21 protein-coding genes and 1 other annotated feature are annotated in these 21,849 nt (G+C 47.5%); of the genes, 20 read left to right on the top strand and 1 reads right to left on the bottom strand.

What is annotated here, in order from left to right:
• Window positions 1-3: 3 nt before the first annotated feature.
• The 20 genes from murD (at window position 4) to BM358_RS08790 (ending at window position 20,887) form a co-directional block, all read left to right on the top strand.
• Window positions 4-1,425: a UDP-N-acetylmuramoyl-L-alanine--D-glutamate ligase gene (murD, locus tag BM358_RS08885; protein WP_028540480.1), complete on the top strand. Its 1,422-nt coding sequence runs from the start codon at window positions 4-6 to the stop codon at window positions 1,423-1,425.
• A gap of 49 nt (window positions 1,426-1,474) precedes the next feature.
• A complete protein-coding gene (gene spoVE / locus BM358_RS08880; protein ID WP_028540481.1) occupies window positions 1,475-2,572 on the top strand; it encodes a stage V sporulation protein E in 1,098 nt (365 codons plus the stop codon).
• Window positions 2,573-2,578: 6 nt separating this feature from the next.
• Window positions 2,579-3,688 (top strand): undecaprenyldiphospho-muramoylpentapeptide beta-N-acetylglucosaminyltransferase, encoded by a 1,110-nt coding sequence (murG, locus tag BM358_RS08875; protein WP_028540482.1) that lies wholly within the window; start codon window positions 2,579-2,581, stop codon window positions 3,686-3,688.
• A gap of 146 nt (window positions 3,689-3,834) precedes the next feature.
• Window positions 3,835-4,740 (top strand): UDP-N-acetylmuramate dehydrogenase, encoded by a 906-nt coding sequence (gene murB / locus BM358_RS08870; protein ID WP_028540483.1) that lies wholly within the window; start codon window positions 3,835-3,837, stop codon window positions 4,738-4,740.
• The gene (murA, locus tag BM358_RS08865) at window positions 4,730-6,040 is read left to right on the top strand and encodes a UDP-N-acetylglucosamine 1-carboxyvinyltransferase (RefSeq protein ID WP_177235814.1); all 1,311 of its coding nucleotides are present in this window, start codon (window positions 4,730-4,732) and stop codon (window positions 6,038-6,040) included. The genes murB and murA overlap by 11 nt, the downstream gene beginning before the upstream one ends.
• Window positions 6,041-6,096: 56 nt before the next feature.
• Entirely contained in the window at window positions 6,097-6,861 is a 765-nt protein-coding gene (locus tag BM358_RS08860) for a cell division protein FtsQ/DivIB (protein ID WP_028540484.1), read from the top strand.
• A 199-nt stretch (window positions 6,862-7,060) separates the two neighbouring features.
• On the top strand, window positions 7,061-8,332 hold the full coding sequence (gene ftsA / locus BM358_RS08855) for a cell division protein FtsA (RefSeq protein WP_013311085.1): 1,272 nt from the start codon (window positions 7,061-7,063) through the stop codon (window positions 8,330-8,332).
• Window positions 8,333-8,399: 67 nt separating this feature from the next.
• Entirely contained in the window at window positions 8,400-9,524 is a 1,125-nt protein-coding gene (ftsZ, locus tag BM358_RS08850; protein ID WP_013311084.1) for a cell division protein FtsZ, read from the top strand.
• A 188-nt stretch (window positions 9,525-9,712) separates the two neighbouring features.
• Window positions 9,713-10,699, top strand: coding sequence for a sigma-E processing peptidase SpoIIGA (gene spoIIGA / locus BM358_RS08845; protein ID WP_023989442.1), 987 nt, complete (start codon window positions 9,713-9,715; stop codon window positions 10,697-10,699).
• Between the two features lie 105 nt (window positions 10,700-10,804).
• On the top strand, window positions 10,805-11,545 hold the full coding sequence (sigE, locus tag BM358_RS08840; protein WP_175405300.1) for an RNA polymerase sporulation sigma factor SigE: 741 nt from the start codon (window positions 10,805-10,807) through the stop codon (window positions 11,543-11,545).
• A gap of 96 nt (window positions 11,546-11,641) precedes the next feature.
• Complete coding sequence (sigG, locus tag BM358_RS08835) at window positions 11,642-12,424, top strand: RNA polymerase sporulation sigma factor SigG (protein ID WP_007431182.1); 783 nt, start codon at window positions 11,642-11,644, stop codon at window positions 12,422-12,424.
• Between the two features lie 117 nt (window positions 12,425-12,541).
• Entirely contained in the window at window positions 12,542-12,880 is a 339-nt protein-coding gene (locus BM358_RS08830; RefSeq protein ID WP_028540485.1) for a YlmC/YmxH family sporulation protein, read from the top strand.
• Between the two features lie 82 nt (window positions 12,881-12,962).
• Entirely contained in the window at window positions 12,963-13,847 is an 885-nt protein-coding gene (gene pgeF, locus BM358_RS08825) for a peptidoglycan editing factor PgeF (protein WP_028540486.1), read from the top strand.
• Between the two features lie 8 nt (window positions 13,848-13,855).
• Entirely contained in the window at window positions 13,856-14,557 is a 702-nt protein-coding gene (locus BM358_RS08820; protein ID WP_028540487.1) for a YggS family pyridoxal phosphate-dependent enzyme, read from the top strand.
• On the top strand, window positions 14,548-15,000 hold the full coding sequence (locus BM358_RS08815; RefSeq protein WP_023989437.1) for a cell division protein SepF: 453 nt from the start codon (window positions 14,548-14,550) through the stop codon (window positions 14,998-15,000). Before BM358_RS08820 ends, BM358_RS08815 begins: the two co-directional genes overlap by 10 nt.
• Window positions 15,001-15,007: 7 nt before the next feature.
• Entirely contained in the window at window positions 15,008-15,265 is a 258-nt protein-coding gene (locus BM358_RS08810; protein ID WP_023989436.1) for a YggT family protein, read from the top strand.
• A gap of 8 nt (window positions 15,266-15,273) precedes the next feature.
• On the top strand, window positions 15,274-16,056 hold the full coding sequence (locus BM358_RS08805) for a YlmH family RNA-binding protein (RefSeq protein ID WP_028540488.1): 783 nt from the start codon (window positions 15,274-15,276) through the stop codon (window positions 16,054-16,056).
• A gap of 172 nt (window positions 16,057-16,228) precedes the next feature.
• Complete coding sequence (locus BM358_RS08800) at window positions 16,229-16,738, top strand: DivIVA domain-containing protein (RefSeq protein ID WP_023989434.1); 510 nt, start codon at window positions 16,229-16,231, stop codon at window positions 16,736-16,738.
• A gap of 168 nt (window positions 16,739-16,906) precedes the next feature.
• Window positions 16,907-17,186, top strand: a binding site (T-box leader).
• Between the two features lie 78 nt (window positions 17,187-17,264).
• On the top strand, window positions 17,265-20,354 hold the full coding sequence (ileS, locus tag BM358_RS08795) for an isoleucine--tRNA ligase (RefSeq protein ID WP_028540489.1): 3,090 nt from the start codon (window positions 17,265-17,267) through the stop codon (window positions 20,352-20,354).
• A 140-nt stretch (window positions 20,355-20,494) separates the two neighbouring features.
• Complete coding sequence (locus tag BM358_RS08790) at window positions 20,495-20,887, top strand: DUF5665 domain-containing protein (RefSeq protein ID WP_226887732.1); 393 nt, start codon at window positions 20,495-20,497, stop codon at window positions 20,885-20,887.
• Between the two features lie 22 nt (window positions 20,888-20,909).
• Here BM358_RS08790 and BM358_RS08785 read toward each other — a convergent pair whose 3' ends face one another.
• Window positions 20,910-21,644, bottom strand: coding sequence for a TraR/DksA C4-type zinc finger protein (locus BM358_RS08785; RefSeq protein WP_023989431.1), 735 nt, complete (start codon window positions 21,642-21,644; stop codon window positions 20,910-20,912).
• Window positions 21,645-21,849: the final 205 nt, after the last annotated feature.

The raw sequence follows: 21,849 nt of genomic DNA, 5'->3' as shown, positions 1-21,849 counted from the left end.
CAAATGAACCATCCAGACGCATACAGAGATCAGGAAGTCGTCATTATCGGGCTGGCCAAAAGCGGCGTGCAAGTTGCCAAGGTGCTGCACCAGGCCGGAGCCAAGCTGACAGTCAATGATAAAAAAGATAGGGAACAATGTCCCGAAGCTTCTGAATTAGAGGCTTTGGGAATTTCCGTTTTATGCGGGGGTCACCCAGAGGGGCTAATTCATCCTGGAGTGAAGCTGGTTGTCAAAAATCCAGGGATTCCTTATACGGCTCCTCCCGTACAGAAAGCTGTCGAGCTCGGCATTGAGGTCGTGACCGAGGTTGAGGTCGCCTACCATCTATGTAAAGCTCCGATCATCGGAATTACTGGCTCCAACGGAAAGACGACCACGACCACTTGGGTAGGCAAGCTGTTGGAGGCATCCGGCATGAATCCAATCGTGGCTGGTAATATCGGTACGCCCTTATGTGAGGCGGCTGTGGACGCCAAGTCGGACGAGTGGATGGTTGTGGAGCTGAGCAGCTTTCAGTTAAAAGGAACAAAGGATTTCAAGCCCGCTGTGGCCTGCCTGCTCAATGTAGCTGAGACCCATTTGGACTACCACGGAGGCATGGAGGACTACGTTGCATCCAAGGCGCGTCTATTTGCCAATCAAACGGCGGCGGATACTGCGGTGGTGAACTGGGATGACCCCGTCTGCCGGGAGCTCGTACCCTATATAAAAGCGAAGCTGCTTCCGTTCTCTATGACAGAACGTTTGCAGGAAGGGTTGTTTGCTGACCCGCCATACATACCGGATGTGACGGACGATATTGAACGTAGCATCGTATACCGCGATGGAAATGGTGTGCTGCATCCCATTATAGGCGTAGCTGAGATTGGACTTCCGGGTCGTTTTAACGTAGAAAATGCTCTTGCTGCTTGCGCAATCGCCATTGCTGCAGGCGCAGAACCAGCGAATTTGGCGGAACCATTAAGTACTTTTCGCGGCGTCGAACATCGGCTTGAATATGTTTTAGAACACGCTGGTGTAGCTTATTACAATAATTCCAAAGCAACCAATTCGAAAGCAACAATGATGGCCTTATCTTCCTTTAAGCAACCCATTGTACTCATTGCCGGAGGATTGGATCGCGGTTCTGATTATACAGAGCTCGTACCTTCCTTGCAGGAAGGTGTGAAAGCCGTTGTGCTCTTGGGTGAGACACGGCATAAGTTGGCTGAGCGGGCCCAGCAGGCCGGAATAGAGCATGTCAAGGTCGTCGATAATGGGGAGGATGCCGCCGCTACGCTCGTGGAGGCTGTGAACAAGGCTGCTGAATTTGCTGAGACGGGAGATGTAGTATTACTCTCACCCGCCTGTGCAAGCTGGGATATGTTCCGATCCTATGAAGAGCGTGGACGTATTTTTAAAGAGGCGGCGCATAAATTGTAAGTAGGGGGGTTGGATAAGCCCCTACTTTTATGCAAGGGGTGGCCTCCTGATGAAGCAATCTCGTCCAGCGCCGGATCTATGGCTTTTCGTTTGTATTGTAAGCTTATTAGCCATCGGCATGGTTATGGTATACAGTGCGGGCGCCGTCCTCGCTTTTCACGAGTACGGGGACTCCTACTATTTTGTAAAGCGGCAATTGCTGTTTGCAGGGCTCGGTCTTGTAGCGATGTACTTTACTGCCAGAATGGACTACCGGATCTGGCAGAAATATGCCAAGGTTGTGTTGTTGATCTGTCTAGCGTTGCTGGTTGCCGTATTAATTCCCGGCATTGGTGTAGTAAGAGGCGGGGCACGAAGCTGGCTCGGTATTAGCTCTTTCGGCATTCAGCCTTCCGAGTTTATGAAGCTGGGTATGATTCTTTTTCTCGCTCGTTGGCTCAGTCGTCCTGACTATGATATTAGCTCTTTTACGCGCGGCCTGTTGCCCCCGCTTGGACTCATGGGACTGGCTTTTGGGCTTATTATGCTCCAGCCCGATTTGGGCACTGGCACGGTAATGATGGGAGCGTCCATGCTCATCGTATTTACGGCAGGCGCGCGTATGAAGCATCTCGGTCTGCTGGCTTTGTCGGGAGCAGCAGGGTTTGCTGCACTGATTGCAGCTGCACCTTATCGGCTCCAGCGCATCACCGCTTTTCTGGACCCTTGGTCCGATCCGCTTGGCGCAGGTTATCAAATTATTCAATCGCTATATGCGATTGGTCCTGGCGGCCTAGCGGGCTTGGGGCTTGGCATGAGTCGACAAAAATATAGCTACGTTCCTGAGCCGCAGACTGATTTTATTTTTTCCATTTTGGCGGAGGAGCTTGGCTTTATCGGTGGAATGGCGGTGTTGGGGCTCTTTTTGGTTCTCGTGTGGAGAGGAATGCGTGTCGCTATAACCATTCCGGATACCTATGGTAGTTTGCTTGCGGTGGGTATTGTCGCAATGGTCGCCGTACAGGTCGTCATTAATATTGGGGTCGTTATCGGTTTAATGCCGGTGACAGGAATAACACTGCCCTTAATCAGCTATGGAGGTTCTTCTCTGACCTTAATGCTAACTGCTCTGGGCATTTTACTAAATTTATCACGTTATGCGAGGTGAACGTTTATGCGCGTCGTGTTGAGCGGCGGCGGCACCGGAGGGCATATTTATCCGGCGCTGGCCGTAGCCAGACAGTGCGAAGAGATTGATTCGGACGCTGAATTTTTATACATTGGCGGTCAACGAGGACTCGAAAGCAAGTTGGTTCCTCAGGAAAAAATTCCATTTGAGGCTATTGATATCACAGGATTTCGTCGCAGCTTGTCTGTGGAAAATATAAAAACGATCATGCGCTTTTTCAAAGGGGTTCGCAGATCCAAAGCATTATTAAAGAAATTTAAGCCAGATGTCGTTATTGGCACCGGGGGATATGTATGCGGCCCCGTCGTTTATGCAGCTTCCAAGTTGGGAATTCCCAGCATTATTCATGAGCAAAATGCAATTCCAGGGCTGACTAATACATTTCTGAGTCGCTATGTGGATACAGTGGCTGTTAGCTTTGAAGGCTCAGAAGGAGCTTTCCCCAAAGCTAAAAATGTACTGTACACCGGGAACCCGCGTGCTACAACAGTTCGTTTGGCTAACCGGGATCGGGGATTTGCTACTATTGGGGTACCGATGAACAGCTCGGTCGTCCTTGTGGTCGGTGGCAGCAGGGGAGCGAAGGCCATTAATGACGCCATGATTGCAATGGCTCCGCAACTTTCGCAACTGAAAGACGTCCATTTTGTATATGTAACCGGTGAATCTTATTATGAGCAAACGCTGGATAGCATACGGAATCAGATCGGCTCATTGCCCAATCATCTACACGTGCTTCCCTATATTCACAATATGCCAGAGGTGCTGGCTTGTACCTCATTAATTGTTAATCGCGCAGGTGCGTCCTTCTTGGCAGAGATCACATCGTTGGGCATTCCGTCCATTCTGATCCCATCACCTAATGTGACGAATAACCATCAGGAGGCTAATGCTCGTACACTTGAAAAGGCAGGCGCATCCGTCATGATTGTAGAAAAGGAACTGAGTGGCCCGGCCCTGTTTCAATCTATAGCGGGAATTATGAAGGATGAGGCATGGCGGAGTCGTATGGCAGAGTCGGCGTCTGCGCTTGGCAAGCCTGACTCAGCAGATATTTTAGTAAAAGAAATGGAACGTCTTGCCCATAAAAGGTAGTCTGCAGCGCAGAATTGGGCGGTTGTCACACACCGGATGGTATTTACATAGGATACCCTATAGATTGTGACCATCACTCAGGCTGCCGGTTGTCAGGTGAGAGCCTTATAACCATGCGGGGCAAGCAACAAGGAGGTTTCAGTACAATGCAGCAATGGATGCCATTATTAGCGGAGCATGATATCGGAAAAGTGCTGGAGCATGAGCCGCTGTCCAAATATACGACATGGAGGATTGGAGGCCCTGCGGATGCAATTGTCATCCCGGATACCAAAGAGCAGCTGGCAAGAGTATTGAAGCTGGCTAGCGAGCACGGAATTCCCTGGATGCAGTTGGGTCGGGGCTCCAACATGCTCGTCTCTGACAAAGGGATACGGGGACTTGTGATCAAGCTGGGGCCAGGATTTGATTATGTTCATTTTGAAGATGAACAGATCGTTGCTGGAGGAGGCGTTTCACTGGTCAAACTGTGCGTTATGGCCAGCAAGCAGGGCCTGTCCGGCCTTGAATTTGCTGGTGGTATCCCAGGATCAGTCGGTGGGGCTGTCTACATGAACGCCGGTGCCCATGGGTCTGATGTGTCACAAATATTCCAGTCCGCTGAGATTGTGCTGGATACAGGGGAATTGGTTGTGTACGATGCCGAGAATATGCATTTCAGCTATCGTCACTCCGTGTTGCATGAGCAACGTGGAATGGTGACAGAGGCAGTGTTTCGGATGAAGCGGGGCGACCGCGAGGAAATTTCAGCAGCACTTGCGGCTTTTAAAGACCGCCGCCGGCTGACCCAGCCGTTACAGTTAGCTTGTGCAGGAAGCGTATTCCGTAATCCACCAGGAGACTATGCTGCTCGTCTTATTGAGAGCGCAGGTCTCAAGGGCTTGAAGGCGGGAGGCGCAGAGGTATCTGTACAGCATGCCAATTTCATTGTAAATACCGGTCAAGCGACAGCAGAGGACGTGCTTACCCTAATGAAGCATATTCAAAGTACAATATCATCTCAAACCGGCATCAAGCTAGTTCCGGAGGTTTTCGTAGTGGGTGAGCGGTAAACTCGGAGGTGATACATTGGACAAATTGGTGATTGAGGGAGGCCGTCCCCTGTCAGGCACCATACGTATCCATGGGGCAAAAAATGCGGCACTACCTATTCTTGCAGCGAGCTTACTAGCACAAGGTAAGGTAGAAATTCGGAATGTGCCCCATCTTTTAGACATTAAGGTCATGCTGCACATCCTTGAAAGACTCGGCTGTACATGCCGACATGAAGAGGAAACGGTATACGTGGATACGTCGTCCGTCCGAACGTTCCAAATTCCAGAAGATTTGATGAAGCAAATGCGCTCATCTATCTTTCTGATGGGACCGCTGCTCGCCAGATATGGAGAAGTTTCCATTTACCAGCCCGGAGGCTGCGCCATAGGCGAGCGCAAAATTGATCTTCACCTAGAGGGCTTAAAAGCTCTTGGCGCAGAGATAGAGGAAAAAGACGAGCAAATTACATTTCGAGCCCACAAGCTAATCGGCTCGGACATCCACATGGATTTCCCGAGTGTAGGTGCAACGGAAAATATTATGATGGCCGCTGCGTTGGCTGAAGGACGAACAACGATCACCAATGCAGCGAGGGAACCGGAAATTCAGGATCTACAAAACTTCTTGAATGCCATGGGAGCCCGCATTATCGGTGCTGGAACCGACACGATTACAATTACGGGGGTCAGTCGCCTCAATCCGTGTACGTATGAGGTCATTCCTGACCGCATAGTAGCTGGAACGGTTATGATCGCAGCTGCAGCTACACGAGGAAGTGTGTCGCTGACCCACTGCAATCCATCCCACTTGTCTGCTCTGATTCATGTCCTCAGGCGGGCTGGTGTTCAAATCGGCATCTTGAATGATATAATGACCGTAAGTTGTATGAGTCGTCCCAAAGCAGTGGAAAGGATCGTTACCTCCCCTTACCCGTCTTTTCCGACGGATTTGCAATCTCAGGTCATGGTTCTGCTTTCCTTGGCGGACGGATTCAGTGTCATGAAAGAGACCGTCTTCGAAAGCCGATTCAAACATGTAGATGAACTAAATGTAATGGGTGCTGATATTACGGTTGATGCAAATGCTGCTTTTATAAGAGGAGTTTCTCGTCTGTACGGGGCTACGGTAGAGGCTACCGATCTGCGGGCAGGGGCTGCGCTGGTCATAGCGGGTCTAGCGGCTCAAGGACGTACCATTGTCGAGCAGGTTCATCATATTGACAGAGGGTATGACCGAATCGAACGTCTTTTCCAGGGACTGGGTGCCCGAATGAGCCGTCAGTCTCCGGTGCCGGAGCAGCTGGATTTCGTAAATTAATGCCTGTAATGTCCCTCCGTTAACGGGGGGACAAAAGGCTTTTGTGGAGAGAAGCTATGCCAAATGCTCAAATACCTGTTCTTAAAAAGAACAGAACGAAAAAAAATACAAGCCGGAAGATTGCTATTCTTCTCATTTTGTTGTTTATCGTACTGCTTGCTGTTCTCTTTTTCCGTTCTTCGTTGAGTCGGGTTTCTGAAATTCGTTTTGATGGTAATGTATTTTCGACCCGAGATCAGCTTCTTAATCGAAGCGGTCTGGCTGTTGGAGATCAGTATTTCGGAGTCAGTTCATCCGACATCTCTGAGAAACTGCGGGAAATTCAATCGATACAGCAAGTCACAGTGGACAAGCAGTTTCCGGGGATTATTGCTATTCACATTAAAGAGTTTGCTACGGTCGCTTACGAGTTGCAGAGTGACGGGAGCCTTCGTGCTATTCTAGCGAACGGGACAAGCGTGGGCGTGGGGAGTAGCGGAATAGCCGTTGAGAAGCCTATTTTGACCAAATGGAAATCTGATGATCCGTACAAAGCGAAGCTGTGTGATGCTTTATCACGCATTCCGGGGGAATGGACAGCCGATATTTCAGAAATTATTCCCGCGCCGATTCCTTCCTTTCCGGACCGCATCAAAATGTACACACGTTCCCAGTTTGAGGTTATTACAACCGTTTCTCTACTGAATTCTAAAATCAGCTATTTGAACCAGGTGCTAGAAACAGAAGATCCAGGTTTGATCACCATGTTGGAGGCGGATTCCTACGTTCCGTTCAAACCGGATACGAGTGAAGAGGGCCAAGAAAAAGATACTACTCAGTGATGTGAAAAAATGCTAGAATTGATTTTATGGGTAATAGACTTGCCTCCTTCTTTTTTCTTCAAATTTTTATGTGACTGCAACCATAAATTGGCTTCTAAAAAATTTGTAGAAAAAAGAGGGAAAGCATGGAGTTTGTTGAATATGTACAGAGTGTGTTTAAAGAACGAAATTCATTTTGGAGTCAGGAGGTGCCACAGACTTGAGCAACAATGACATCATTGTTAGTTTGGACATCGGTACATCCAAAGTTCGGGCTATTATTGGGGAAATGAATAATGGAACCTTTAATATTATTGGAGTTGGATCTGCCGACTCGGAAGGGATTCGCAAAGGTGCAATTGTAGACATTGATCAAACCGTGCAATCAATCCGTAACGCCGTGGATCACGCAGAACGCATGGTTGGTATTCAAATAACAGAAGTGTATGTGGGGATTTCAGGCAATCATATTGGCCTGCAAAATAGTCATGGCGTAGTAGCCGTGTCCAACGAGGACCGTGAAATCGGTGAGGAGGACATTGAGCGTGTACTGAAGGCAGCTGAGGTTATTGCTGTACCACCGGAGAGAGAAATTATTGACGTGGTAGCCAAGCAGTATGTCGTGGATGGCCTTGAAGGCATTCAGGACCCTCGCGGTATGATTGGAGTTCGTCTCGAAGTAGAGGCTACGATTGTTACTGGAGGCAAGACCCCGATACATAATCTGTTGCGCTGCGTTGAGAAAGCCGGCTTGAGGATTAAAGATCTGGTCTTGCTGCCTCTTGGAGCCGGACAATTGTCTCTTTCGAAGGATGAAAAGGTGATGGGTTCGGTGCTGGTGGATATTGGTGCAGGTTCTACGAATGTTGCCATTTTCCAGGAAGGAACGATTGTTGCCACATCTACACTTCCGATTGGTGGAGAATTTGTAACCAATGATATTGCCTACGGACTGAGAACCCTTACCGATCAAGCCGAAAAAGTAAAGCTTAAGTACGGCTGCGCATGGTATGATGATGCGGCAGCCGATGTCGTCTTTAAAGTGACGCGTATCGGCAGTAACGTGGATAAGGAGTTCAACCAGCAGGATTTGGCTGCTATTATTGAGCCGAGGGTGCAGGAAATTTTTCAACTCATTCAGGCGGAAGTTAAGCGCTTGGGTTACACAGAGCTTCCGGGAGGTTATATACTTACCGGAGGCACCGTCTCCATGCCTGGTGTACTTCAGGTGGCACAAAGCGAACTGGCCGCTTCCGTAAGGATCGCCGTACCTGATTTTATCGGTGTAAGGGATCCGGGTTACACGAGCGGAGTTGGAATCTTGCATAATGCTATTCGTTACTATCGCGGAAGATCGACTAGCGTTAGCAACAGTGGCGGAAGTACCAAGAAGCCGACTAACCGAACCAAAAGCAGTAGTCCCGCTGCGGAAGGCGAGCAAAAGCAGGGGTTGATTGAACGCTTAAAAAATATGTTCAGTGAATTTATATAACGTTCATTGCTAATTATGCCAATCATGGACGGGCCATCCATGCACATTGAGGGGGAGATGGAATAGTATGTTGGAATTTGATTTTGAAATGGAGAGCTTGGCTCAAATTAAAGTGATCGGCGTCGGAGGCGGCGGCAGCAATGCGGTTAACCGAATGATCGAAAATGGTGTTCAGGGTGTGGAGTTCATCACAGTCAATACAGATGCCCAGGCACTTCATTTAGCGAAGTCTGAGCATAAGCTTCAAATTGGGGATAAGCTGACCCGCGGTCTGGGTGCCGGCGCTAACCCGGATGTGGGTAAAAAAGCGGCTGAAGAGTCGCGTGAGCTCATTATGAATACGCTCAAAGGTGCGGATATGGTATTCGTAACGGCGGGAATGGGTGGCGGTACTGGAACCGGAGCGGCTCCTGTCATTGCTGAAATTGCCAAGGAATGCGGCGCGCTGACTGTGGGCGTGGTAACCCGACCATTCACGTTTGAAGGGCGTAAGCGTTCCAATCAAGCTGAACTTGGTATTGAGGGATTAAAAGAAAAAGTAGACACTTTGATAGTAATCCCGAATGACCGTTTGCTTGAAATTGTGGATAAGAAAACCCCAATGTTGGAAGCATTCCGTGAAGCAGACAATGTTCTGCGTCAGGCGGTACAAGGTATTTCAGATTTGATCGCTGTACCGGGTCTAATCAACCTCGACTTTGCTGACGTTAAGACGATCATGACGGAGCGTGGCTCCGCTTTGATGGGGATTGGCGAAGCAACTGGTGAAAATCGTGCGGCTGAAGCAGCACGCAAGGCTATCATGAGCCCGTTGTTGGAGACATCCATTGAAGGTGCTCGTGGTGTGATTATGAACATCACTGGTGGCAACAACCTGTCTCTATATGAGGTTAATGAGGCGGCTGAAATTGTAACATCGGCTTCCGATCCGGAAGTAAACATGATTTTCGGTGCTATCATTGACGAAGAGTTGAAAGAAGAGATCAAGGTTACCGTCATTGCCACTGGCTTTGAAGGCAAGCCAAGTCAACCGGCACCGGGACGTAAACCGGCAGCCAACCCGGCTACTTCCGAATCGGCGGAAAAAGGCTCTCCTAACTTGCGTCCATTTGGTAACACTCAAAGCAGTGACCAATTAGACATTCCTACATTCTTACGTAACCGTTCGCGCAATAATAATAACGATAACTAGTTTCAATTCAGACTGCCCGCATTCTCCCTGGAGATGCGGGCTTCTTTCTGTTTTCCGCATCCTGCAGTTCAGGCACTTCTCCTCTTTCCGACAAAATTAGTCGGTCACCGTCCCCACCGTTAGACAGACTTTGAACAGCATGACTACTATACTTAAGCCTATCCTGCAAACGCTGGGCGGGTGAAGTCTTGGTTGTTTATATCGACTTGATTTTTTTGGCCAATTTGTTCATTGATGCTGTGCTGCTGATGGTCACCGCCTGGATGAGAAAAATTCGTCCGGTGTGGTGGAGGTTGATGGCTTCAGCTGGAATCGGCGCAATGTACGTGGTCATGATGTTTGTGCCGGAACTGTCCTTTTTATTTACGTTCCTGATCAAACTGGCATTATCGGTCATAATGCTGCTGGTGGCTTTTGGATTTGGCAGCATGCAAAAGTATCTTCGTACAATGGGTGCTTTTTACATGATCAATTTTGTAGCTGCAGGTGGCATTTTGGGGATGCATTATTTTCTCCAAAATACGGGGGAATTGTTTAATGGTATCTGGTACACCGCTTCGGGAGGAATGTCTTTTGAACTGAAAATCGCATTCTGGTTTATTTTATGCGCATTTGGCGGAGTGATGCTTTTCTTTCGTATTGTGCAGTCCTCAAAGCAGCGCACAGAAAGGATGAGTGGGTTTCTGGGACAAGTGCAGGTGTGGATTGGGCAGGATCATATTGAGTGTACAGGCTTGTTGGATACAGGTAACCAGCTCTATGATCCTTTGACCCGAACCCCGGTGATGGTCATGGAGGCGGCCTTGTGGGAATCGTATTTGCCCGCCTCCTGGCTTCGAAAATGTTCTGAGGGTAATGCTGACCAACTGGTGATGGAACTGGGGGACGAATCGTTTAGCTGGCAGGATCGTGTTCGTCTCGTCCCCTATCGTGGAATTAACCGCAGTCATTCCTTTATGCTCGCCCTCAAACCAGACCGGGTAGAGGTGGTGATGAATGGGGCTCATTTTGTACATCATCGAGTGTTGATTGGCTTGGATGGGGGAACATTGTCAGCAGAGGGTAAGTATCGTGCCATCATCCACCCGGATGTAACGGCACAAGAAGAGGGCAGTGCTGATACCAACCAGAAACGAGATGCACATTTTAGTGAGCATTTTACGGAATCAGGATGACGAGCATAAACACAAAATGATGTTTGAAGGCGACGAGAAATATCCAATGGTGAAATGGGCGGAGCACAGCTGGAATTGCACTATTTTCAAAAGGGGGAGAATGATATGTGGGAACAGATGAAATTGAAGATGAAAATTAGGCTAGCGTTGCAATTGCAATATTATCGTATTTTATTTTTATTTGGGCTGAAAAGTGAAGAAATTTATTATATTGGCGGCAGCGAGGCGCTCCCCCCACCGCTGACGAGAGACGAAGAAGAATATTTGCTGGGGAAACTTTCTTCTGGAGATGCAGCAGTACGGTCGATGCTAATCGAAAGAAATTTGCGGTTAGTCGTATATATTGCCCGTAAATTTGAGAATACGGGAATCAACATTGAGGATCTCGTATCCATTGGTGCTATTGGACTAATCAAAGCGGTTAACACTTTTGATCCAGAGAAGAAAATCAAACTTGCGACATATGCGTCTCGATGCATTGAGAATGAGATTTTGATGTATTTGCGTCGCAATAGTAAAACGAGAACGGAAGTTTCTTTTGATGAGCCTCTGAATATTGATTGGGACGGTAATGAATTATTGCTTTCCGATGTGATGGGGACGGAAAATGATACCATTTACCGTAATATTGAGGAGCAGGTGGACCGAAAATTATTGCATAAGGCACTGGATAAGTTGACGGATCGAGAGCGTTTGATTATGGAGCTGCGCTTCGGCTTACAAGACGGAGAAGAGAAGACACAGAAGGATGTTGCTGACCTGTTGGGTATCTCGCAATCGTATATTTCGCGTCTGGAAAAGCGAATTATAAAGCGCTTACGAAAAGAATTTAATAAAATGGTATAATGCATGGGTATATCCGGAAGCGATGGAAACGGCGAATAAAAAAATGCCCTCAGGAGATAATGTACATTAATGTTGCTCCTTGGGAGGTAAGACACGATGACCCGAAATAAAGTGGAAATTTGCGGTGTGGATACCGCCAAACTGCCGGTATTAACCAATGCAGAAATGCGCGAGTTGTTCACATCACTTCAGCAAAATAATGAACGATCAGCCAGAGAAAAATTGGTCAACGGCAATCTCCGACTCGTCCTGAGTGTGATTCAACGATTTAACAATCGGGGAGAGTTTGTGGACGATTTGTTCCAGGTAGGATGTATCGGCCTAATGAAGGCGATTGATAATTTTGACCTTTCGCAAAACGTAAAGTTCTCCACTTATGCGGTGCCGATGATTATCGGAGAGATCCGCCGTTATTTGCGGGATAACAATCCGATCCGTGTATCTCGTTCGTTACGGGATATTGCATATAAGGCGCTTCAGGTGCGGGACAGTCTGACGAATCTGAACTCGCGAGAACCAACGATTTTTGAAATTTCAGAGGCACTGAATGTGCCCAAAGAAGACGTTGTGTTCGCGTTGGATGCGATTCAGGATCCGGTTTCGCTGTTCGAGCCGATATATCACGACGGGGGCGACCCAATCTATGTGATGGATCAGATCAGTGATGACAGAAATAAAGACGTCTCATGGATTGAGGAAATCGCTCTGCGGGAAGCGATGCATCGCCTGGGCCAGCGTGAAAAGATGATATTGTCTATGCGTTTTTATGAAGGAAAGACGCAAATGGAGGTTGCCGACGAAATCGGTATCTCTCAAGCCCAGGTTTCAAGATTAGAGAAGTCGGCTATACAGCAAATGCAAAAACATGTAAAGTCCTAATGAAATGAATGCTTGAATGATTCAGCGATAAAAACGATCCTACCGGATCGTTTTTGCGTTTACAGGACATTTTTTGGGCTCTTCCGCTCATATAGTGAAATAAAGGATGTGATGCGTGTGAGTGCACCAGAAACGTCAGTAAGAGCAATGAAAATTTCCGAGTTTCAAACCAAGGATGTCATTAACATTGTAGATGGACGACGTCTGGGACAAATCAGTGATTTGGAGATTGACGTGCGGCAGGGGAAAATCGAAGCCATTGTGGTTCCAGGCAGCAGTCGTTTTATGGGCTGGTTTGGAGGCGGAAGCGAGTTGGTCATTCCGTGGCGCAACATTGTGAAAATTGGTTCGGATGTTGTGCTTGTACGACTGGAAGGATTGCATGAGCCGTCGGGTGAAGGGGAGGAAAAGTTGTATATCGAACGTCAAGAGCGGAGTGACCGACGGGGCTTCTGAACTTGCAGATCTACGTATTTTAGTGTGTTGTGAAGACACGGCGGCGGCTTTTTGGTACACTGGGCAGTAGAGGTGAGAATGAATGGAACCATTTGTAGTGAACACCGAGGCTACGGGGGCTGCGCTTATGAAAGATGGCGGACGTCCCGTACCGGAGTTGTTATATATTCAATCTTGGGAGCGGCAGGTTCAGGGATTAACAGCGGGTTTTACAGGTCGTCATGGCGGTGTCAGTGAGGTGCCCTACGCTAGTCTGAACTGTGCGTTCCATGTAGGGGATGACCCCGAGCAAGTTATTCGTAACCGTCGGCTCATTGCTGAGCAGCTTGGCTTTGCTGCTGAAGCGTGGACGTGCGGTGAACAGGTTCATGGTCATCATGTTGCCGTGGTCAAGGCTGCTGATCGCGGGCGGGGCTTTATGGATCGTGCATCCGCTTTTCAGGACACAGATGGACTTTTGACGAATGTACCTGGCATTTTGCTGACGTCCTTTTATGCAGACTGTGTACCATTATATTTTTGTGATCCAGTCCGCCGTGTGATTGGGTTGGCGCATGCAGGCTGGAAGGGAACCGTTGCGGAAATCGCATTGAAAATGGTACAGACCATGCAAAACGAATATGGATCTCAGCCGTCTGATATACTAGCAGCTATTGGTCCTTCCATTGGTTCTGAATCCTATGAGGTGGATGAGCACGTGATGAGCCAAATTCGGGTTTTGGAGTATGATTGCCCGGGTAATGATAAATGGGAAGGTTCTGTTTACTTTCCCTTAACCACCGGAAAAACACTACTTGACTTGAAACAATGCAATCGACACATTATGATGAAAGCAGGAATATTGCCGAGCCATATCGAATGTACTACCTTATGCACGAGTAGCCGTAGCGATTTGTTTTTTTCATATCGCAAAGAAGGCGGCGTCACAGGAAGAATGGCGAGTTGGATTGGTCTGGAAGAGAGGTGAGTCCTCCCGTGTCTTTGGAGGAACGAATTAAAGAAGTGAATGCCCGTGTAGAAGCGGCATGTGCCCGAAGCGGACGTTCGCGTGATGAAGTTAATGTGATCGCTGTCACCAAATATGTTTCGGCGGCGACAATGACATCGGTACTGGATAGCGACTTAGAGCATGTGGGCGAAAATCGCTGGCAGGATGCTGCGGATAAATGGAGCAAGTTGGGTGACCGGGGAACGTGGCATTTTATTGGTCATCTCCAAACGAATAAGGTTAAAGATGTGATTGGAAAATTTAAATTTATACATTCGCTTGACCGCTTATCGCTCGCTCAGGAATTGGACAAGAAGGCAGCCGCTCTGGGACTGCGAGTTAAAGCTTTTGTGCAAGTCAATATTTCTGGGGAAATATCCAAATATGGCTTGTCCTCTGAGGCGGTTGTCCCCTTTTTGGAACAAATTCGCGAGTTGGAGCATGTGGACGTAATTGGCTTGATGACGATGGCTCCTCATGAGCAAGACCCGGAAAAAACTCGGCCTGTGTTTCGGGGATTACGTGAATTACGGGATAGGTTAAATGGACAAGCCTTGACCAGAGAACCCATCGTTCACTTGTCTATGGGGATGTCCAATGATTTTGAAGTGGCGGTTGAAGAGGGAGCGACCTGGCTGCGGCTTGGTTCCGTACTGGTCGGACGAGAGGAGGATTTCCATTGGGCGTAATGAATAAGTTCATGAACTTTCTGGGGCTTCAGGAAGAAGAGGAAGTTATAGAGCGAGAGGTTATGAATACGCCGGAAGATCAAGAAATTGAAACCCCAAGCTTTGATAAACGTAAGAACCAGAAGAGCACTAATGTTGTCAGCATCCATTCACAGAAAAATGTGAAAGTTGTCCTGTATGAGCCGCGTTCTTATGATGAAGCACAGGAAATTGCCGACCATATCCGTTCCCATCGCACCGTCGTAGTTAATTTGCAACGAATTCGCAAGGATCAGGCGTTGCGAATTATTGATTTTTTGAGTGGTACTGTGTATGCACTGGGTGGTGGTATCTCCAAGGTCGGGAACAATATTTTTCTGTGTACACCAGATACGGTTGAGATTCAAGGCTCTATTACGGAAATACTGGCTGACACTGAACAAGAACTTAACAGAATGAGGTGAACTTTTCTTGATCGAGGTAATTTACTGGCTATTTCAGATTTATTCGTACATGATCATTGCATATGTTCTGCTGTCATGGCTTCCTAATGCCAGAGAGAGTGTAATTGGCGATTTACTTGCCAAGTTTGTGGAACCGTATTTGTCTCCTTTTCGCAGGTTTATACCGCCAATCTTCGGGATGATTGATATTTCACCCATCGTTGCGCTGATTGCTCTGCGTTTTGCGTCATACGGTTTGATTTCTTTAATTGGTAATTTCGTCTAGGAGGAGTTATGCGAACTGAGATTTATGAGCATTTTCACCCGGATGAACGGGATTATGTGGATCGCGCTTCCGAATGGATCAGTCATGCGGGAGCTTATCATGAGCAGAAGCTGACTGATTTTTTGGACCCGCGCCAACAGTACATATTGGAGACACTTGCTTCGAAGGAAGACAAGGTCACGATTAGGGTAGATGGCGGATATATGGCTTCGGAACGAAAGCGGGCGCTTATTGCGCCCGATTATTCGTATTTGGACGGTGAGGAGATGGGGATTCAGGTCCTTTCCATCACATCTGACGATCATAAAATAGGTACCCTTGAGCACGGTGATTATCTAGGTGCCCTACTGGGACTTGGAATCAAACGTGGGAAAATCGGGGACATTCATGTACTTGATGATGGGTGCCATGTATTGGTAGCTTCAGAGATTGTCGATTTTATGACGATGCATTTGCAGCAGGTACATCGTGTCCATGTATGGACAGAACTGTTGCCTGTAGCGAGTCTGCGAACGAAGGAAGTTGCATTAGAGGCGCTAGATCTGACTGTCGCTTCTTTACGACTGGACGGTATTGCCAGCGATGTATACAAGCTAAGCCGCAGTAAAATATTAACACCGATTCGGGCGGGACGGTGCCGGGTAAATTGGAAGGTGGAGGAGAATCCATCCACTCCACTTAAAGCTGGGGACGTTATTTCCATGCAGGGTTTTGGGCGTTTCAAAGTGCTTGAAACAGACGGGATGACAAAAAAGGGAAGATTCCGTGTCAAAATTGGTAAGTTTGTATAGCTGTAGGCAGGAATCACGAGCTTTCTGTCGAAAGAATTAAGCTATAGCGAAGAACTGGAACGATTTTGCTCTGTACAGTATTCACAAAACGGGGTATGATGACCGATAGATGATAGTGAGCGTCGTGACGCGGAAAATGTTTTTTTTGTCAATCTTATAGGAGGTGGACGGCATGCCATTAACGCCATTGGATATACATAACAAGGAATTTGCCCGCCGGCTTCGCGGTTATGATGAGGATCAGGTTAATGAATTTTTGGATCAGGTGATCAAAGATTACGAGGGCGTTATTCGTGAAAATAAAGAACTGAGCACCGAGTTGTTGAACGTACAGGAGAAGCTTGATCATTTCGCGACGATTGAGGATACCCTGAGTAAGACAATTATCGTGGCGCAGGAAGCGGCTGATGAAGTTCGTAACAACGCCAAGAAAGAATCCCAACTGATCGTGAAGGAAGCGGAAAAAAATGCGGACCGTATTGTGAACGAAGCATTGTCCAAATCCCGCAAGATCGCGTTGGAGGTTGAAGAACTGAAGAAGCAGGCATCGATTTACCGAGCACGGTTTCGTACACTGGTGGAAGCACAGCTTGACTTGTTAAGCCAAGACGGCTGGGAAGCCCTTGAAAACCGGGAACGCGAAGTACTGGAGCGCGAGCGTGAGATGAAAGAAATTTACTAATTTCATTTCTGACAAGCTTTTATTAGGCTTTGTTAGGGTTGACTTTTGTCTTTAAACAGGCTATAACTGTAAATACTATACTGAATTCAATGATTATCCGTCCGTCGGCTGATGGTTGTTATTCAAGGCAACGATGTTGCTGATTTAATATTCGATGAATTTAACATGTTTAATTCGTTGATGGGAACGAGTACGTCATGATTTGTCCCTCAGAGAGTTGGCCTTCCGGTGCAAGCCAACGTTCAGAACATGACCGAAGATCCTCCCGGAGAAGTGAGCTGAAGCGCTTAAGATTTATGGCGTGTGTAAGCAATCACCGTTTGCCATGCGTTATAATGGCGCCCTGCTGTAGTTGAGTGGGGCTCAGAGAGCCGTGATGAGACTGTATTTTTAATGGTCTGTTTTTACGGAATCAGGGTGGTAACGCGAGCACAGTCTCGTCCCTTTACAGGGATGGGGCTTTTTTTGTTGCTTTTTTTAGGAAATGCTAGAGAAATCATGATGAGCAGAGAGGGAGTATGACGGTATGAACAGAGTGGATGTTAGAGAAAAAGCACGGTCTCGTGACCTGCGCATCCTGAGCAAATGGAAACAAGAGGACACATTCCGTAAATCCATCACAAATCGTGAAGGAAAGCCCAATTTTGTGTTTTATGAGGGCCCGCCAACAGCTAACGGTAAACCGCATATCGGTCACGTGCTGGGCCGTGTAATTAAGGATTTCGTCGGTCGCTATCAGACAATGAAGGGATACCGCGTCGTACGTAAGGCAGGCTGGGACACGCATGGCTTGCCGGTAGAATTGGGTGTACAAAAGCAGCTGGGAATTTCCCACAAACCTGAAATTGAAGAATACGGCGTTGAAAAGTTTATTAAAAAATGTAAGGCGAGCGTGTTTGAGTATGAGCAACAATGGCGTGATTTAACCGAAGCGATCGGATATTGGACAGACCTCGATAACCCGTACATTACATTGGATAATAACTATATCGAGAGCGTATGGAACATTTTGGCGACGATTCATGAAAAAGATCTGCTGTATCGTGGTCATCGTGTGAGTCCGTATTGCCCTGATTGTCAGACGACGCTAAGTTCTCATGAAGTAGCGCAGGGCTACAAAGATGTGAAGGATCTGAGTGCTACGGCCAAATTCAAGCTGCATAGCAGTGGTGAATATGTACTGGCTTGGACGACAACGCCTTGGACCTTGCCGAGTCACGTGGCGCTCGCCGTCAACCCTGAACTGGAATATGCACGTGTGAAGCAGGAAGACGGTGTATACATCGTTGCTAAAAATCTGGTTGAGGACGTAATTAAAGGCGATCATGAAGTGATTGGCACGCTATCCGGTTCAGAACTGGTTGGCCAAACGTATATCCCGCCATTTACGTATTTTCAGGTTGAGAAGGGTAATCAGATTCTGGGTGCGAAGTTCGTAACAGACTCCAGCGGTACAGGTATCGTTCATATGGCTCCGGCGCATGGTGAGGATGATTACCGGGTATGCCGTGAAAATGGTGTTGAATTCATCAACGTAGTGGATCTTCAAGGTAACTATGTAGAGGAAATCACTGATTTTGCAGGCCGTTTTGTGAAAGACTGTGATGTGGATATTGTTAAAATGCTGTCCGAAAAAGGTTTGCTGTACAGCAAGGAAAAATACGAGCATAGCTATCCGTTCTGCTGGCGCTGCGATACTCCATTATTGTACTATGCTATGGACAGCTGGTTTATCAAAACAACTGCGATCAAGGATCAATTGATTGCCAACAACAGCGAAGTCGAATGGTACCCGGGGCATATACGTGAAGGACGTTTTGGCAAGTTTTTGGAGGAACTGGTGGATTGGAACATCAGTCGTGATCGCTATTGGGGTACACCGCTAAACATCTGGGTTTGTGAAGAAACTGGAGAACAGTTCGCTCCACATAGTATTGCTGAATTGAGGGAACGTGCGATTGGCGATGTACCAGCGGACATCGAGCTGCACAAACCATATGTAGATGATATTAAGGTTCGTAGTCAATGCGGTAAATACGAAATGACTCGTACACCGGAAGTAATCGACGTATGGTTCGATAGTGGCTCCATGCCGTTTGCGCAGCATCATTATCCTTTTGAAAATAATGAAACGTTCGAGCAGCAATTTCCGGCAGATATGATCTGTGAAGGGATTGACCAGACTCGTGGCTGGTTCTATAGCTTGCTTGCGGTTTCGACTATGCTGACTGGCAAAGCTCCTTATAAAGCTGTCATGGCGACAGGCCATGTACTGGATGAGCAGGGGCAGAAAATGTCCAAATCCAAGGGTAATGTTATTGATCCGTGGGAAGTGATTGACGAGTACGGTACAGATGCTTTCCGCTGGGCATTGCTGTCTGATAGTGCACCATGGAATAGCAAACGTTTTTCCAAAGGCATTGTAGGTGAGGCTAAATCGAAGCTGGTGGATACGCTTGTAAATACACACGCTTTTCTGACCTTGTATGCGGATATCGACGGATTTGATCCGGCACAGCATCCGTTCAAACCATCGGCTCATAAGTTGGATCGTTGGATTTTGTCCCGTCTGAACAGCCTCATTTTGGTAGTGGACAAAGCGCTGGCTGTAAATGACTTCCTGAACTCATCTAAAGCAATTGAATCGTTTGTTGATGAGCTGAGCAACTGGTATATCCGTCGTTCACGCGACCGATTCTGGGGCAATGGTCTTACAGAAGATAAGCTGGATGCATACCGTACACTGACCGAAGTGTTGTTAACGACTGCCAAACTGCTTGCGCCGTTTACACCACTGCTTGCAGAGGATATTTACCTCAACCTAAGCAACGGGGAAAGTGTTCATCTGGATGATTATCCGACTGCCAATGAGTCCTTGATCGATTTGGAACTGGAACGAGATATGGAAACGGCACGCCGTGTCGTTGAATTGGCGCGTAACGTCCGCAACGAAACGGGTTTGAAAACGCGTCAACCGTTGTCCGAGTTGATTCTGTCCATGGATCAGGACTTTGAACTGAGTGGCTATGAGGAAATCATCAAAGATGAGATTAACGTGAAGCATATTCATGTGGAGACGGACGATAGCGGCTTTGTAGATTTTACACTGAAACTGAATTTGAAAGTAGCAGGCAAGAAATACGGCAAAAATGTCGGTTTCCTACAAAACTTTTTCAAAGGAATGTCTGCTGAGGATACCCGTTCTGTTGTAGAAAAAGGAGTGTTAAACGTCGCTTCTCCAGAAGGTGAAGAGCTGCAAGTTACGGCCGAAGAACTGCTGGTGGAGAAAAAAGCGAAAGAAGGCTTCGCTTCTGCTTCCGGCTATGGCTTAACGGTAGCGTTGAACACAGACATTACGCCAGAGCTGGAGCAAGAGGGTTGGGTACGTGAAGTGGTTCGTGCGGTACAGGATTATCGTAAAAAACTGGATCTGCCGATTGAAAAGTATGTGGCGTTGACGTTGGATGTAGATAACGAGCTGCGTCAGGCCATCGAAAGCTTCGATTCTGTGTTGCGTGAGAACGTATTGGTTACTACTGTGACATTTGGTCAAGCCGAACCGGCAGAACATGTGGATGTGAACGGTAAAACCATCGGCGTTCATATTGGAGAATAATTACAAGCCCCCTGTCCCATAATACAATAACAGGCAGCATATAAAAACGAGCCTAAGCATCGGAAACGGTTTTTCTCCGTTACGTGCTTCGGCTCGTTTGCTGCGTTCAGGGCAGCCATGGGAAAAGGGGGATTGTGCATATGACGGCACGATCAAGGCGTAGACAGGGGAGAAGTCTCCGAGAGATGAACGGAGAAGGAGCAGCCGTAGCCGCAGATAAAAGCAAAACAGGTAATCAGGCAGAGCAATTAAGTCGTGTTGAAAAGCTGATACGTGCTGTGTCAGAGCAGATGGAACGGACACGTATTGCAGATTATGCTTTGCTGCTGAACAAGCCTTGGCGATTACTTTGGCTAAATCTAATATCAGGCGTTTCCAGGGGAATCGGCATCGCGCTAGGTTTTACTTTTTTTGCCGCTACCATTATTTATGTGCTGCAAGTGCTCGGAGCGTTGAATTTGCCGATTATCGGTGATTATATCGCTGATATTGTACGAATTGTACAACGACAATTGGAGCTTACTACCTATTAGGCAGCGATCTCCACTTTGAAGTTCACGATTCGTCTTCGTGCGTATCCGGCTCCAGTAGACCTTCGCCCTCGCCATCTTCGATATAACGCTGATAAATGGAACTACGAATAACGGAAACATTTTGTCCATAAATGTCAGTAGCAACAAAGCTTTCGTATGGTTCTACGAAGCCCATATTATCGTCGCCTGCTTCAATTTCCATATCATCATAACTGTGGATTTCTCTACTTTCGGCCATGGCTGGTGTGTTAGAGGTACCCCAATTTTCGACGATCTGCCATGCATCTTCACCGTCGAAGCCGTTTTGATCATCACGCTCATCCAGACTTGTTCTGCCGAACGAGGGAGCGAGAAATTCTTCCTCCACTGGGCGGCGGTTAGACACTTCTGTTTCGGGACTGTACTCTTTACAGTAAATGGTATAGGGAACAGCCAGTAGGCGCTCATAGGGAATGGGTTTACCGCTGGCGGCACAAATGCCATACGTCCCCTTTTCCATGGCCATCAGAGCTGATTCGATGCGTTCTAATTGGAATTCGTCGTGCTCCAGTAAGGAAATATCCTTGGCTCGCTCGTAGGTTTCGGTAGCCAGATCTCCTGGGTGGTTATCAATAGGAGAAAGCTCGCCGGTTTGATCGCGTTGGGAATCGCCGAGTCCGTAATGGCCGTTGTCCTGCAAACGATGCTCAATTTCTTTTTTGCGTTCCAGCAGTTCGTTACGCAAGCCCTGCAATTGTTGCTCCGTCAATGGGGACATGGAATCCTCTCCTTGTTCTAGGTTTACATGCGCATGCGTTGTGTCGAGTATGCTCCTTGTAGTTTGCACCGGGAAGGCCTCTTTTACATAGGAAATTCTAATCAAATGCAGTGGAGTTCATTTTATAGATGATCTGTACTTGATAGCTTGCGGGTTTCGTGGACGATCTGAGAACGCTTATGCTACAATAAATGGGTTCAACAAC

The organism is Paenibacillus sp. cl130 (genome assembly GCF_900116035.1).
Taxonomy (GTDB): Bacteria; Bacillota; Bacilli; order Paenibacillales; family Paenibacillaceae; genus Paenibacillus; species Paenibacillus polymyxa_B.
Note: the sequence above shows the minus strand (reverse complement) of the source record. Positions and strands in the feature narration are given on the sequence as shown.